Source organism: Massilia sp. IC2-477, assembly GCF_020707265.1.
Lineage (GTDB): Bacteria > Pseudomonadota > Gammaproteobacteria > Burkholderiales > Burkholderiaceae_D > Telluria.
Genome location: NZ_JAJFEQ010000001.1, coordinates 647,459 through 661,481 on the forward strand (window position 1 = coordinate 647,459; position 14,023 = coordinate 661,481).

13 protein-coding genes and 1 riboswitch are annotated in these 14,023 nt (G+C 67.8%); of the genes, 6 read left to right on the forward strand and 7 right to left on the reverse strand.

The features are described from left to right. Positions 1-27: 27 nt before the first annotated feature. Both LK542_RS02925 and ylqF read left to right on the forward strand, forming a co-directional pair. Positions 28-1,215, forward strand: coding sequence for a hypothetical protein (locus LK542_RS02925; protein ID WP_227810728.1), 1,188 nt, complete (start codon positions 28-30; stop codon positions 1,213-1,215). Between the two features lie 270 nt (positions 1,216-1,485). Further along, positions 1,486-2,433: a ribosome biogenesis GTPase YlqF gene (gene ylqF / locus LK542_RS02930; RefSeq protein WP_227800472.1), complete on the forward strand. Its 948-nt coding sequence runs from the start codon at positions 1,486-1,488 to the stop codon at positions 2,431-2,433. Positions 2,434-2,571: 138 nt separating this feature from the next. Here ylqF and LK542_RS02935 read toward each other — a convergent pair whose 3' ends face one another. From LK542_RS02935 to LK542_RS02945, 3 genes are read right to left on the reverse strand one after another with little or no spacing between them, the layout of a single operon-like run. Then, positions 2,572-3,372 (reverse strand): class III extradiol ring-cleavage dioxygenase, encoded by an 801-nt coding sequence (locus LK542_RS02935; RefSeq protein WP_227810729.1) that lies wholly within the window; start codon positions 3,370-3,372, stop codon positions 2,572-2,574. Between the two features lie 49 nt (positions 3,373-3,421). Then, positions 3,422-4,339, reverse strand: coding sequence for a hypothetical protein (locus LK542_RS02940; RefSeq protein WP_227810730.1), 918 nt, complete (start codon positions 4,337-4,339; stop codon positions 3,422-3,424). Beyond that, on the reverse strand, positions 4,336-6,552 hold the full coding sequence (locus tag LK542_RS02945) for a M1 family metallopeptidase (protein WP_227810731.1): 2,217 nt from the start codon (positions 6,550-6,552) through the stop codon (positions 4,336-4,338). The genes LK542_RS02940 and LK542_RS02945 overlap by 4 nt, the downstream gene beginning before the upstream one ends. 123 nt (positions 6,553-6,675) lie before the next feature. After that, positions 6,676-6,913, forward strand: a riboswitch (cobalamin riboswitch). A 65-nt stretch (positions 6,914-6,978) separates the two neighbouring features. Here LK542_RS02945 and LK542_RS02950 point away from each other — a divergent pair. The 4 genes from LK542_RS02950 (at position 6,979) to LK542_RS02965 (ending at position 11,110) form a co-directional block, all read left to right on the forward strand. Further along, positions 6,979-8,961 carry a TonB-dependent receptor gene (locus tag LK542_RS02950; protein ID WP_227810732.1) on the forward strand — a complete coding sequence of 661 codons (1,983 nt, stop codon included), beginning with the start codon at positions 6,979-6,981 and terminating at the stop codon, positions 8,959-8,961. After that, positions 8,961-9,848 carry a cobalamin-binding protein gene (locus LK542_RS02955; protein ID WP_227810733.1) on the forward strand — a complete coding sequence of 296 codons (888 nt, stop codon included), beginning with the start codon at positions 8,961-8,963 and terminating at the stop codon, positions 9,846-9,848. Before LK542_RS02950 ends, LK542_RS02955 begins: the two co-directional genes overlap by 1 nt. Positions 9,849-10,094: 246 nt before the next feature. Continuing rightward, the gene (locus tag LK542_RS02960; RefSeq protein WP_227800478.1) at positions 10,095-10,757 is read left to right on the forward strand and encodes a thiol:disulfide interchange protein DsbA/DsbL; all 663 of its coding nucleotides are present in this window, start codon (positions 10,095-10,097) and stop codon (positions 10,755-10,757) included. Next, complete coding sequence (locus LK542_RS02965; RefSeq protein ID WP_227800479.1) at positions 10,754-11,110, forward strand: hypothetical protein; 357 nt, start codon at positions 10,754-10,756, stop codon at positions 11,108-11,110. The genes LK542_RS02960 and LK542_RS02965 overlap by 4 nt, the downstream gene beginning before the upstream one ends. A 3-nt stretch (positions 11,111-11,113) precedes the next feature. Here the strand turns inward: LK542_RS02965 and LK542_RS02970 are convergent, their stop codons facing one another. Genes LK542_RS02970 through LK542_RS02985 form a run of 4 tightly spaced genes read right to left on the reverse strand, consistent with a single transcriptional unit; the run spans position 11,114 to position 13,863 of the window. Then, the gene (locus tag LK542_RS02970; protein ID WP_227810734.1) at positions 11,114-11,698 is read right to left on the reverse strand and encodes a DUF6151 family protein; all 585 of its coding nucleotides are present in this window, start codon (positions 11,696-11,698) and stop codon (positions 11,114-11,116) included. Continuing rightward, positions 11,695-12,000 (reverse strand): antibiotic biosynthesis monooxygenase, encoded by a 306-nt coding sequence (locus LK542_RS02975; RefSeq protein WP_227800481.1) that lies wholly within the window; start codon positions 11,998-12,000, stop codon positions 11,695-11,697. The genes LK542_RS02970 and LK542_RS02975 overlap by 4 nt, the downstream gene beginning before the upstream one ends. Continuing rightward, positions 11,997-12,542 (reverse strand): lipopolysaccharide transport periplasmic protein LptA, encoded by a 546-nt coding sequence (gene lptA, locus LK542_RS02980; RefSeq protein ID WP_227810735.1) that lies wholly within the window; start codon positions 12,540-12,542, stop codon positions 11,997-11,999. The genes LK542_RS02975 and lptA overlap by 4 nt, the downstream gene beginning before the upstream one ends. A 19-nt stretch (positions 12,543-12,561) precedes the next feature. Beyond that, positions 12,562-13,863, reverse strand: a complete 1,302-nt coding sequence (locus tag LK542_RS02985) for an ATP-binding protein (protein ID WP_227810736.1) — start codon at positions 13,861-13,863, stop codon at positions 12,562-12,564. Between the last annotated feature and the right edge of the window lie 160 nt (positions 13,864-14,023).

Genomic DNA, 14,023 nt, shown 5'->3' on the forward strand with positions numbered 1-14,023 from the left:
TACACAAAACCACTGATCGGTGTGGGCGTGGCGCTCTGCGTCGCGCTCGCCCTGTGGTTCGGGCGCGGCGAGGACGCCGCGCCGCCCGGGGCCACCGCCAGACAAGCGCCCGCCGGACCGCAGTTCTTCGGCCAGGTGCCGGCCGCCAGCGCGCTGGCGATTCCCGATGAACGCGCCGAGCGCCGCCGCCAGCTGCTCGAGAACGTCCAGCTCACCGACCACACCTATTGCAGCTACCGCGAAGGCAGCAAGTACCCGGTGGAGTCGCGTCCGGCCGCGCAGAACCCGGACCAGATGCAGCCGAACCAGCCGGTCACCGAGATGAACCCGATGCGGGTCGAAGGAGGCGGCAGCAACACCAATGTCTTCCTGCAGACCTCGCAGTCGCGCGTCTACCTGGCCGCCGGCGAGTCGGCCGCCTTCTCGCTGCGCGCGGTGACACCGCAGGGCGAAACCGTGCCGCTGGTGGTCACGCGCGCGGTGGCGCAGGGCATGACCTACGGCGGCAGCCGGCCCACGCCGCAGGTGGCCCTGTCCTTTGCGGATGATGGCGGCGGGGCCGACCCGGTGGCCGGCGACCAGGCCTACGCCGGCGTGCTGGCGCCCGCCCAGACCGGCCTGGCCGGCTTTCACGGCACCATCCGCACCGAGGTGCGCTACACGGCCGGCGGGCGCAGCGGCTTCGTCCTGTTCGACGTGATCCACACGCCGGTATTGCCGGCCAGCTGGACCGGCCAGGTGCGCGAAGCAATGGAAAACGGCTCGCTCCAGTTCTACCTCGGCCTCGAAGTGCGCCAGCCGGGCCGTTATGTGGTGACGGGCCGGGTCGACGATGCGGCCGGCCGGCCTTTCGCGCTGGCGAGCTTCAACGACGTCCTCGCGGTAGGCACGCGCGAGGTGAAACTGACCGTGTTCGGCAAGCTGCTGACCGACGAAAAGCCCGCATTGCCCCTGCGGCTGCGCGACGTCGACGGCTACCTGCTGCGCGAGAACGTGGACCCGGACCGCCTGCTGCTGCCGCGCCTGGAAGGACGGGTGTTCGCCAGCCGCATGCAGGGATTGACGCGGGTGTCGGACGCCGAGTGGGAAAGCGAGGAGCGGGCGCGCTACCTCACCGAGTACGAGAAAGACCGCAATGCCGCGCGCGCCCAGCTGTCCGCTTTCGATCCCGGCCAGCCGCTGCCGGCCAGCGCCTGTACGCCAGCCCCGCAGTAAGCGATTTCAGCCTTGGAGCAGCGGGAAGCGTTCGACCAGGCAGGCGGCGCCGACCATGGCGCACAGCATGCCGAACGCGACCCAGCGTCCCAGCGATGTCTTCGGTAGCTGATGCATGTGATTCTCCGGGCGAAAATTTCAGTGTGCCGCGGCGCCACGCAAATGCGTTGCACTGCATCAACAGGCCGGTCGATCCGGGCGGTCTGTTTCTTCGCGCGCCCGCCAGCAGCGTAAAATAGCGCCCTGATCGAAGATAAAGAGAGCACAAGCATGTCCATTCAATGGTTCCCGGGGCACATGAACGCGGCCAAGAAGGAAGCCGCCGAGCAGATGGAGAACACCGACCTGGTGATCGAAGTCCTCGACGCCCGCCTGCCCGAGGCCAGCTGCAACCCGCTGGTGGAGGAGCTGCGCAAGTTCCGCCAGCGTCCCTGCCTGAAAATCCTGAACAAGATCGACCTGGCCGACCCAGCGGCCACGGCGGCCTGGAAGGCCTTCTACGACGCCCAGGAAGGCGTCACCGCCTACCCGATGACGACCAAGAAGCCGGCGGACGTGGCGCGCATCCCCGACATTTGCCAGTCGCTGGCGCCGCACCGCGGCGTGCCGACCAAGCCGCTGCGCATCATGATCATGGGGATCCCGAACGTCGGCAAATCGACCCTGATGAACGCGCTGCTGAAAAAGCGCGTGGCCAAGGTGGGCGACGAGCCGGCCGTGACCAAGACCCAGCAGAAGCTCTATCTCGGCAAGCACATCGTGCTGGTCGACACCCCCGGCATGCTGTGGCCGAAGATCGCGATGGCGAGCGACGGCCTGATGCTGGCCGCCAGCCACGCGGTCGGCTCGAACGCGCTGATCGAAGAAGAAGTGGCGGAATTCCTCGCCAACCTGCTGCTCGAGCGCTACCCGCAGCTCCTGAGCGCGCGCTATGGCTTCAAGACCGAGGGCCTGGACGGCATCGCCGTGATCGAGCACGTGGCCCAGCGCCGCGGTTTCCGCGTGCGCGGCGGCGAATTCGACTACGAAAAGGCGGCGCACGTGCTGCTGCACGACTACCGCACCGGCGCACTGGGACGGATCAGCCTCGAGACGCCGGAAACGCGTACTGCGGCGCTGGCGCGTCATGCCGCCGAGATGGCGGAAAAGGCGCGCATCGCCGAAGAAAAGGCGGCGCTGAAGGCGGAAGAGGCGATGCGCGGCAAGCGCGGGACCTGAACCCGACCACACCACGAAACCTGAACGCTGTTGTAGGGTGGGCGGATTCTCCGCCCACGCGGTGATCGTTAGCGACTGAATTGCCGCGCGGGGGACAGCACCTTCAGTTGACCGCGTGGGCGGGAAAACCCGCCCACCCTACGAACCCCCGAAGCGGAAACTCGAAACGGTCAAGGACCCGAAAAAATCCTCCTCGTGATACACGCACGCCGCCGGCTCCTGTTCGGCGGCGCCCATCGCCACCATCAGCGGCAGCAGGTGCTCTTCGCGCGGATGCGCGGCGCGTGCCATGGGCGCGGTTTCCCAGCGCAGCAGCCCCGCCGTACGTTCGGGCGGCGCCAGCGTCATCGCCTGCTGCAGCCAGCCGTCAAAGGCCTTGGAGGCGGCCGCGCCGCTTGGGCCGAACTGGCGCAGGTTGTGAAAGGAGAGGCCGCTGCCCAGGATCAGCACCCCTTCGTCACGCAGCGGCGCCAGCGCACGGCCGGCCTCGATGTGGGCCTGCGGGTCGAGGTCGCGCCGCAGCGACAGCTGCACCACCGGCATGCGCGCTTTCGGATACACCGGGTACAGCATCGAGAAGGTCCCGTGGTCGAAGCCGCGCTCCGCATCGAGCCCGGCCGGATGGCCGCCAGCCCCGAGCAGGGCGGCGACGCGCTGCGCCAGCGCCGGGTTGCCGGGCGCCGGGTACTGCACCTGGTAGGTATGCGGCGGGAAGCCACCGTAGTCGTAGATCATGCCGGGCGCGCCGCCGGATGACACCATGAAGCCCGGCGTCTCCCAGTGGCTGGTCACGACCAGCACCGCGCGCACGGCCTCGCCATGCGCCTGGCGGATCGCTACCAGCGAGGCTTCCAGCTCGGCATAGGCAGGCCCATACTGGTCCTTCATCCAGGGCCAGGGGCCGCCGCCGTGCGATACGAAATAGGTAGGAAGGCGCATGGGTGCTCCGTCGATACGTGGAAGCACCCATGGTAGCCGATGGCGCGATTCAGCGTGCGGCGCCGCTTCTCGCCACTTCCATCAGGGCGAACAGGCGCGCGCAGCGCATCCAGGCCAGCGCCAGCACGGCCAGCTGGGTCAGCAGCAGGCCGCCCAGGAAGCTGCCCGCGCCCAGCGCTGGCACGTTCAGGCGCGCTACCGCCAGCGCCGCGGCCAGCGCCAGCCCGCCCAGGGTGATGCCGAACCAGAGGCCGAAGGCGGGCAGCGGACGGCGCGCCAGCACTCCCAGGCCGTCGCACCAGGCCAGCACCGCCGACTTGCGGCGGCGGTCGAGCGCCAGCACGGCGCGGCCGGCGTCCAGCGTGGCGTGGGCCAGCAGCAGGAGCAGGCCGGTCACCAGGACTGCGCCCAGCGCGGCATCGCCTGCCGACGATGCAAGCACGCTGCTGGCCGCGTGTTCGTCGGCGGCGCCGCCCGCGATCGCGCCCAGGAAGCCGGCCACGCCGAGCGGCACGACGGCCCACAGCAACATGCGCAGCAGGCGCCCGTATTCGTGCACGCCGCCGGCCGCCAGGGCCGCGAAGCCGGGCGGCGCCGGAGCGCGCGCCGCGGTGATGGCGGCGCCAGTGAGCAGCGGCGACAGCAGCAGCGTCAAGACCAGCGCCACGGTGCCGCCGCCGGCCAGCGCCGAGGCGTGCTGGCTGTGCAGGCTCATGATGTCGGTGATGGCCACCAGGTCGAGGCGCCGCGCCAGCGCGCGGGCGCCGACTGTGCGATCGAGCGCATCGCCCAGCATCACCCAGACCGGCAGCGCGGCCGCGAGCGTCGGCAGCAGCAGGGCCACCAGCCAGAGCAGCATCAGGCGCCATTGCAGGGCAGGGCGCAGTGCCCGCAGGAGGCTGCCGCGGGTGGCGGCAGGGGAAACGGACGCCGCCTGCGGCGCCAGGGGAGCGGTAGTGGTCGTCATACGGTGGCCAGGAAAGACAGGATCAGTTGGATGAACGCGGCCGCGTCGCTGCTCCAGCGGGTGGATGCGCCGCGGTCGGGGGTGATGCTGCGGCTGTCGTCGAGCTTGTTGACGTCGAGGTAGTGGCTGCGGCGCGGGTCGATCTCGGCCGACACGGCGCGCGCCGGCTTGACCCAGCTGAAGCTGCGCCATTTTTCCGCGGGCGAAGCCGCGCGCCACTCGACCGTTTCGCTGCTGCCGTCGGCGAAGCGCACCACCAGCGTCTGCGGCACGCTGGCGCCGTCGCGGCGCACGGTGACTTCGGTGCGCCAGGGGAAGGGGCCGCTGCCTTCCTTTGCTCCCGGATTGGCCTTCTTCCAGTCTTCACGCAGCTTCGCCACGCGCCTGTCGACCGCCGCCTGCGTCTCCTCCAGTCGCCGGCCGCCCTCAAGCCGGGTGCCTGCCGGCGGCAGTTCTTCTTCGCTGGTCAGCTTAAAGACCTTGTCGTCGATCCGGGCCGTCGCATAGACCTGCTGGGCAAAGACTTCTTCGACGGCGGCGCGTTCGCCGCTGCCGTCGGCCAGGGCTTCGCGCAGGTCGGCGATGCTCGGATGGCGGAACTTCCAGCGGCGGTAGTATTCCTTGAAGCCGCGCTCCATCGCCTCGCTGCCGATCCGCTGTTCCAGGTCGCGCATGACGAGGGCGCTGCGGTTGTAGACCGGGCCGATACCCTGCAGGCGCTGCCAGGCGTTGGCGCCGGGCGCATCGGCAGGCCGGTCGCGCGGCGAAGCGAGGCGGACGAAGTCGAAAGGAGCGAAGGTCGGATCGACCCCGATGCGCTTCAGCCAGCCCGGGGCCGGATGGATCATCTGGCCGCGCCCGCGCAGCATCCGGTTGCTCCAGAATTCGTTCAGGCCCTCGTCGAGCATCGGTTCTTCGAACTCGTTGCTGGCCAGGATGCCGTAGAAGTAGCCATGCCCGAATTCATGGACGGTCACGGCGTCGAGCTCAAATGCGGACAGCGACTTCGGCGCCACCTCGGCATAACCGGAGGCGGTAACAAAGGTGGGGTATTCCATGCCGCCGGCTTCTTCCGCGTTGAAGGGGGGGATCACGACGGTGAGCGTGCGGTAGGGGTAGGGGCCGAGCGTGCGCGAAAAATAGGCCAGCGAATCCTTGGCCGCCTTCATCGCCGGCCTGGCGCTGGCTTCGTATTCGGGCGGATAAATCACCTCGACCCTGACGGTCGGGCTGCCCGGGCCGGTCCAGGTTTCCACCAGCGGCTTGGCGCTGCGGCGGTCCGCGGTCCAGGCGAAATCGTGCACGTCGTGTTGCACGTAGCGATGCGTCAGCATGCCGTTCTTCTCGACGGGCGGCCCCTGCAGCTCGCCGGTGGCGCCCACCGTATAGCCCTTGGGGACGGTGAGGCTCACGTCGTAGCTGCCGAAGTCGGCGTAGAACTCGGACTCCATGTGGAATTCGTGCGCGTTCCAGCGCGGCGCGGTCGCCCCGCGTTCACCCGGCAGTTCCAGCACCGCGATCTTGGGGAACCATTGCGCCACCAGGTGGAAGCTGTCGAAGTAGCCGGTGCGCGCGATCACGCGCGGCAGCTGGGTGCTGAAGGCCATGTCGAGCGTGGTGGAGGCGCCGGGCGCCACCGCCGCCGGCAGGTCCAGGCGCACCACCGTGTGGTCGGTGGCCGGCCCCTTGTCGGGCTGGACGAATCGCCACGGCACGCTGCTCCCGCCCTGGCTCACGCTGCGCAGGGCGATGTGGCCCCATTCGCCATCGCCGGTGCCGACGCCGCTCCGGAATCCCTCGCCGCGCCGACGCTGCTCGGTGAAGAAGGTGCTGCCTTCGCCTTCGAAGGCGTTCATGTAGAGGTGCAGGTAGACGCTGCGCACCGGGACCGCGCTGCGGTTGCGCCAGGTGAGCGCTTGCCGTCCGGTGACGACGTGCTTGTCCGGGTCGAGCGTCGCGGCGATGCGGTAGCTCACCACCCGGTCCGACAGCGTCGGCTGGTCGCCGCCGCGGATGCCGCCCCATGCTCCCGGGCTGCTGGGGACGCTGACAGCGGCGGCGTCGGGTGCGGCCAGTGCGATGCCGTCGAGTGGAGGTGCGGCCACGTCGAGCGGTGCGTCCGCCTGGGCGAACCAGGCCGCCGTGCCGCCGGCGACCAGCAATGCCGCGACAAGCAGCCCGCGCAAGCGGTGCCGGCTTCCTTGTATCCTCATGCAAGACTCCCTGTCGATGTCGTTTTGGTATGAGCGCGACTATATCGAGAAGCTTGGCTCATTTCCAAGCGATTAGGATAGAAGCCCGGATTTGGCGACGAAATGCCCGAAAAGCTTGTCAGGTTATAATCTCGGGGTTCTGGTGCCCGCGCATGCTTCTGCTCATGCGCAGTTAAACGGGAAACACGAGGCAAGGTCGCTACGCGCCCGCGCCGAGGTGTGCTGCCCCCGCAACGGTCAACAAGCGTCATCGTCCTCATGACGATGACAGGTCGCTCCGAAAACCACTGTGCCAACGCATAGGAAGGTGGAGCGGTTCGTCTTGCAAGCCCGGATACCGGCCAGACAGGTGGGAGTGCCAAGGCGCTTCCGTTGAACTCCGGCCTGCGGGGACGCAGGCCGGCGCCATTACCGAGAACATCCAACATGAATTTTGCTGCCGTTCCACGCAGTGCGCCGGCCATCAAGCCGCTCGCGCTGGCCTGCGCTCTGTCGCTGTCCGTCCTTGCCGCCAACGCTCTCGCCCAGGAAGCGCTGCCCTCGATCGTCGTCACCGGCGCGCGTTTCCCGGCGCAGGCCGCCACCGCGCCGATCGGCGCCACCGTCATCACCGCCGAGGATATCCGCCGCGCCGGCGCCACCGACGTGAATGCCGCGATCCGCAAGATCGGCGGCGTCTACGGGCGCCAGAGCCTGGACGCCTCGCCCGACTTCGCGCTCGACCTGCGCGGCTTCGGCTCGAACAGCGCCCAGAACCTGGTGATCCTGGTCGACGGCGTGCGCCTGAACGAGAATGAACTGGCGAACGCGGTCCTGTCGAGCATTCCGGTGGATACCGTCGAGCGCATCGAGATCCAGCGTGGCGGCAGCAGCGTGCTGTACGGCGAAGGCGCGACCGGCGGCGTGATCAACATCATCACGCGCCGCGGCGCCCAGGACGGCACCCACGGTTCGCTGTTTGCCGAAGCAGGGCGCTTCAGCGCGCGCGACCTGCGTGCTTCGCTCAGCCACGGCGCCGGCCCGCTGTCCGTGGACATCGCCGTGGCCGACCGCCGCACCGACAACTACCGCAAGAACAGCGACTTCAAGCAGCACACCGCCAGCGGCGGCGTGCAGTACAACTATGGCGCCGGCCGCGCCGGCCTGCGCTTCGAACGCTCGGAACAGGACGCGCGCTTCCCTGGTTCGCTTAGCGAAGCCCAGTTCCTCTCGATCCCGCGCCAGACCCTGACCCCGGACGATTTCGGCACCCTCGACACCGACCGCATCACCGCTTTCGTCGAGCACCGCATCGGCGGCCTCGAGCTGGCCGCCGAGCTGTCGCGCCGCGAGCGCGAAGTCGAGGCCAACTACTTCTACATGATGGGCGGCACGAAGGTGGCGTCGCGTTCGGCCTATGACGCGCGCCAGACCCAGTTCTCGCCGCGCCTGCGCCACACCGCCAGCTTCGGCGACAAGCGCAACGAACTGGTCGCGGGCATCGATCTGGTGCGCTGGGAGCGCCAGACCAGCTCCGATTTTTCGCTGGGCGACGCCGAGCAGGACGCGAAGGCGGTCTACCTGCGCAATGAAATCCTGTGGAACGCCCCGCACAATGCGCGCCTGGCCATCGGCGGCCGCCACGAGCGCTTCACCAAGGACTACTCGGACCCGCTGGCCTTCCCGCCGGTGGTGAACGAGCACCGCAAGCAGTCGATCAACGCCTGGTCGGTCGAGGGCAGCTTCGATGTGCTGCCCGGAGTCACGACCTTCGCCAGGGCAGGCCGCAGCTATCGCATCGCCAACGTCGACGAGAACAGCCTGCGTGCCGGTCCCGAAGTGCTGGCGCCGCAGACCTCGCGCGACCTCGAACTGGGCGTGACCGCGGGCCCGGCCGGCCGCCAGTTGAGCGCGCGCCTGTTCCGCCACCGCCTGGAAAACGAGATGTTCTACGACCCGACCATCGGCTGGGGCGCCAACACCAACCTCGACCCGACCCGGCGCCAGGGCGTCGAGGTGGAAGGCCAGTACGCCCTGAGCCAGGACCTGCGCCTCACGGCCCAGTGGCAGCGCGTGGACGCCGAATTCACCGCCGGTCCGAACGCCGGCCGCGAGATGGTACTGGTGCCAAAGAACGTCGTTACCGCGCGCCTGGGCTGGACCCGCGGCGGCCACAACGCCGACCTCGGCGCCCAGTGGGTCGACAGCCAGCGCTACGGCAGCGACTTCACCAACAGCTGCGGCGCGCGCATCCCGTCCTACACGACGCTCGACGCCCGCTACGCGTATCGCGTGGGCGGCTGGGAAGCGGCCTTCAGCGCGCTCAACCTGGCCGACCGCCAGTACTACAGTAACGCTTTCGGCTGCCGCTCGGGCATCTACCCGAGCGATGGCCGCCAGCTGAAGCTGTCGCTGCGCTACGACTTCTGATGCGCGCGCGACTGGCTTACGCAGCAGCACTGCTGGCCCTGGCGGCCGGCAGTGTGCAGGCCGCGGTGACCGTGGTCGACGACGCCGGCCGCCGCGTCACGGTGCAGCAGCCGGCGCGCCGCGTCATCTCGATGGCGCCCCACGCCACCGAGCTGCTGTTCGCCGCCGGCGGTGGGAAGCAGGTGGTCGGCGCCATGAATTACAGCGACTACCCGGAAGCGGCGAAGAAAATCCCGCTGGTGGGCAGCAACAGCGTGATCGACATGGAGCGGGTGCTGGCCCTGAAGCCCGACCTGATCGTGGTCTGGCACAGCGGGAACACGGCGCGCCAGATCGCCCAGCTCGAAACGTTGGGCGTGCCGGTCTTCCACAGCGAGCCGCGCCGGCTGGCCCAGGTGGCCGACAACGTCGAGCGCCTCGGCCAGCTGCTGGGCACGGGGCCTACCGCCACCGGGGCAGCCACGGCGCTGCGCACCAGGCTGGCCGCGCTGGAAGGGCGTTACGCAGGCCGCGCCCCTGTGACGGTGTTCTACCAGATCTGGGATCAGCCGCTGTACACCCTCAACGACGCCCAGATCGCCAGCGATGCGATCCGCGTCTGCGGCGGACGCAACGTGTTCGGCGCGCTGAAAGTGGTGGCGCCGGAAGTCAGCCTGGAAGCGGTGCTGGCGGCCGACCCGGAAGCGATCATGGCGGGCAAGCGCATTGATCCCGCCAACCCGGGCCTGAAGCTGTGGGAGCCGTACAAGACGATGACGGCCGTCAAGCGCGGCAATCTGCTGACGGTAAACGGCGAACTGCTGACCCGTCCGGGGCCGCGCACCATCGAGGGAGCTGCGCAGTTGTGCGAGATGCTGGAAGGGGTGCGGCAGCGCAGGCCGAAGTGACTTCGGCAGGGAAATTGGGTTCCGGCCTGCGCCGGAACGACGTTCTGCTTGCTGTGTTAGCTTTAAAACCGTCATCCCGGCGCAGGCCGGGATCCAAGTTTGCAGCTTAGCCACCAACTTAACAATTCCCCGTATCGCCCTCGTTAAACCCGTAAGCAAATGCAAAATTCCCGCCTTCCCCCGTAAGGGGACCCAAAAAAGTGGTAATCTCCCGGCGTTTGCTCAATCTATTCTGGAAGGATACCTATGCGTTCTCTGCGTTTCGCCCTCATCGCCGCCACCATGGTCGCCAGCACCGCGTTCGCGTCGCCTGCCGACCCGAAGAACGGCGTCGATTACCAGACCCTGAGTGCGCCGCAGCCGGTGCAGGCGACGGGCAAGAAGGTCGAGGTCATCGAATTCTTCGCTTACCACTGCCCGGCATGTAACGCGCTGGAGCCGACGCTGAACCAGTGGATCAAGAAGCAGGGCGACAACATCGTCATGCGCCGCATCCACCTGCCGTTCCAGGGCCCGGCCGATCCGGAAGCGCACCTGTTCCTGACCCTGGAGGCGATGGGCAAGCTGGAGGAATACCACCCGCGCGTGTTCCAGGCCGTGCACGTCCAGCGCCAGCGCCTGATGAAGGATGACGCGATCATCGAGTGGGCCGCCAAGAATGGCCTGGACCGCGCCAAGTTCATGGAAACCTGGAACTCGTTCGGCGTGACCACCAAGCTGCGCCGCCTCGAGGCGATCTCGAAGAACTACAAGGTCAGCAGCACCCCGACCATCATCATCGATGGCAAGTACGTGGTGTCGCCGGGCCAGGTCTCGGAATCGAACAAGATCCAGGGCCTGGAGCCGACCATGCAGGCAACCACCCAAGTCATGGACGCACTGGTCAAGAAAGCAGCCGCCTCGAAATGAGCAATGACGTCGAACGCGAAGTCCTCAAGATGTACGATGGGTCCCGGCCCAACGAGGACGACCTGTTTGAGACCAGCTACGTGAACCACGTGGCGTGGGGGCTGGCGATCTTCTTTGCGGGGATCGCCATCTGGCTGGCGATCGCCCTCGTCAATGCCGAGAACCAGCGCTACGCCCTGATGACCAACCAGTGCGTCGACCCGCTGTTCAAGGGCGGCGTCGACAAGACCTGCCTGAAAACCGTGCGCTCGCGCGAACACTGGTGGGAACACCTGTGGGTCGGGGTCACGCACGTGCGCGGAGAATACGAATACGTCTCGCGTTATCCCGCCCGGCGCGAGGCCGAACGCTGAGCTCTACGGGGTCAGCGCCTTGCGCTCTTCCAGCGACAATACCTGCACCTCCTTCACCGGTTCGCCAGCGGCGGACCGGAAGAAGGGGTTCTCCCGATAGCCGCCTCCCAGGCGCGCCTTTACGAGCATCACTCCCACCTTGAACACCACGCCAGCCGTGCTCAGGCCGCCTGACTTCACGGGCGCCGTGGCCGATTGCGTCTCGACCCGGCAGCGCAAGGGGCCCAGCTCGCGCGCGAGCTGTTCGTCGGACTCCGCCAGGCAAGCTCGCACCAACCCTACATAAGACGTCTTCGGGTCGCGCGGCGTGTTGCCGATCGGGGTGCGGCAGCAGCTGGCGTACCAGCGGTACAGGCCCTTGGGACCCAGCGACATGCAGGCCAGGTGTTCGAGGCCGGCCTCGAAGCGCACCGCCGCCGGCAGGGTGGCGGCCACTTCGGTGCCGCCCGCGGCGTCCAGCACGCCGGTGCCGAGGAAGTGGCCATAGGCCTGGCAGTCCTTGCAATAGCAGACCGCGCGCGCGGCCACGCGCCGGCTGTCGACCTGGCCGCGCAGCTGGCCGCAGCGGCAACGCAATGTGATTGTCATAGTGGGCCTCCATCCAGGATCATCGAATAATGCTCGACCGTCGGGAACGGATCGTAGAAATGGTGCAGCAGCGCCTTCCACTCCTGGTAGCCGGGCGAACCACGAAAGCCCACCGTGTGGTCTTCCAGCGTCCGCCAGTTCACCAGCAGCACGTAGCGGCTGCGCCGTTCCAGGCAGCGCTGCAGCTGGTGCGACACGTAGCCCGGCATGCCCGCGATGATGCCTGAAGCCTGGCGAAAAGCGGCTTCGAATGCTTCTTCCTGGCCGGGACGCACGTCGAGGGTGGCGACTTCGAGGATCATGGTTTCTCCGTGGTGGCGACGGCGGCTGCCGGCGGTTTGCGTTTGGGCTGCAGGATGATGGTGCCGCGGCTGCCTGGAGCGAGCGGGCGGATGTCGATCATTTCCGTGCGCAGGTTGTAGATGATGGCGTCCCCCTGGATCTCGTCGCCTGCCGTGCCGTCGACGACGCGGCGCACCCGGCCCTCGTCGAACAGCTTGACCATGCCGCTGCGCTCGTCGTATTCGACGCGACTGGCTTCGCCTTCCATCCACACTTCTCCCGGACCGTCGCTCTTCTGGCGGAAGCGCACCTTGCGGCCCGGATCGGCTTGCACGGCGGCGCTCTGGTAGCCCTCGGGCGAGCGCAGCGCCTCGCCACGGTCGGCCTCGATACGCAGGGTGCCGCGCGTGATGATGATATTGCCGGCCATGTTCGCCTTGCCGGTGACGCTGTCGAAGCGGCATTCATCGCATTTGATGGTGGTCTGCCTGTAGACGTCGGCCTTCTCGGCCGCTGCCGGGAGGGTTGCGGCGAGAAGCAGGGCCGGCAGGAATCGTTTCATGGGCGGTGTCGGGTTCCTGTCAGGTGGGAAGGTGGATCACGAAGCGCGCGCCGCCCAGCGGCGAGCTGTCGGCGCGCAGGCTGCCGCCGTGCAGGGCCACCGCCTTGCGCGCGATCGACAGGCCGAGGCCGAAGCCGCCGGTGGCGCGGTCGCGGCTGCGGTCGAGGCGGTAGAACGGCTCGAACACCTTTTCGCGCTCTTCTTCCGGGATGCCGGGGCCGTCGTCGTCCACCGTGATCTCCACGCCTCCCTCGGTGCGGGTGGCCGCCAGCAGGATGCGGCCGCTGGCGTACTTCTGGGCATTGCGCAGCAGGTTGCAGACGGCACGCGCGAGCAGGCGCCGGTCCAGTTCCAGTTCGCCGAGTTCCTCGTCCAGCCTGCACTCGAGCGTGTGCTCCGCGGGCGGCAGCATCTGGGTGCATTCCTGCAGCACCTCGGCCAGCATGACCGGCTCGGCCTGCAGGTTGCGGGCGCTATCCAGCTTGCTCATGTCGAGCAGTTCGTTGACCAGCGAATTCAGTTCGCGCAGGTCGCCTTCCATGGCCCGCACGCGCTTGCTCAGGTCAGGGTCCTTGGCGCGGGCGTCCAGCAGCTCGAGGCCGAACTCCAGCCGCGCGATCGGGGTGCGCAGCTCGTGCGACACCGAGTGCAGCAGGCTTTTCTGCGCTTCCAGCAGGTCTTCGATGCGCTCGGCCATGTGGTTGATGCGTTCGGCCAGCGGATAGACCGCGGCCGAGGGCTTCATGAGCGCGCGTGCGGTCAGCTTGCCGCTGCCGAATTCGTCGGCCACGCGCGACAGCGACTGCAATCCCTGCCAGTGCGTGCGCGACCACAGCGCGATCGGCACCAGCAGGGCCACCGCCACGATCACGTAGCGCAATGCTTCCATCTTGAGCGCCTGGTCGATGTCGACCGGCAGGTTCTGCGCGCGCAGCACTTCTTCGTGGCTGCCGATGTAGCGCTCGCCCTCCAGGTCGACGCGCCGGTAGAAGCTGCGGCTGGCCGCGTCGAGCACGATCTCGCCGTTGTCCAGCTGGACCCGGCGCCCGCCCGGCAAGGCATTGCGGGCCTCCGCCAGGGGAATCAGGTCGTAGCGCACGTCGGAGACGATCCGGACATTGTTCAGGCGGGCCAGCCACTCGTCGGGCGGGGCCTGGTCGACATATTGTTCGAGCAGGAAAATCTGCGCAGCCGCCTGGCGGCGTGCGATGTCCTCGAGCGGATCCCCGAACAGCCGGCTGAAAGCGAAGTAGATCACGAAGGTGGCCGCCGTGATCGACAGCATGACCAGCACGAAGAAGCGGAAGAAGATCCGGTTCACGTGCCCATCCTGCATGACTGGCGGTTACGGATTGCTGCGCAATACATAGTTTCTCCTTGGCTGCATTGTATAGGAGCAATCAGCAATGTTGTACCTCTTTGATACCACTTTGGATAGCTTTCCACTGCCTTACAAATTGATGACAATTCCTCGACAGATC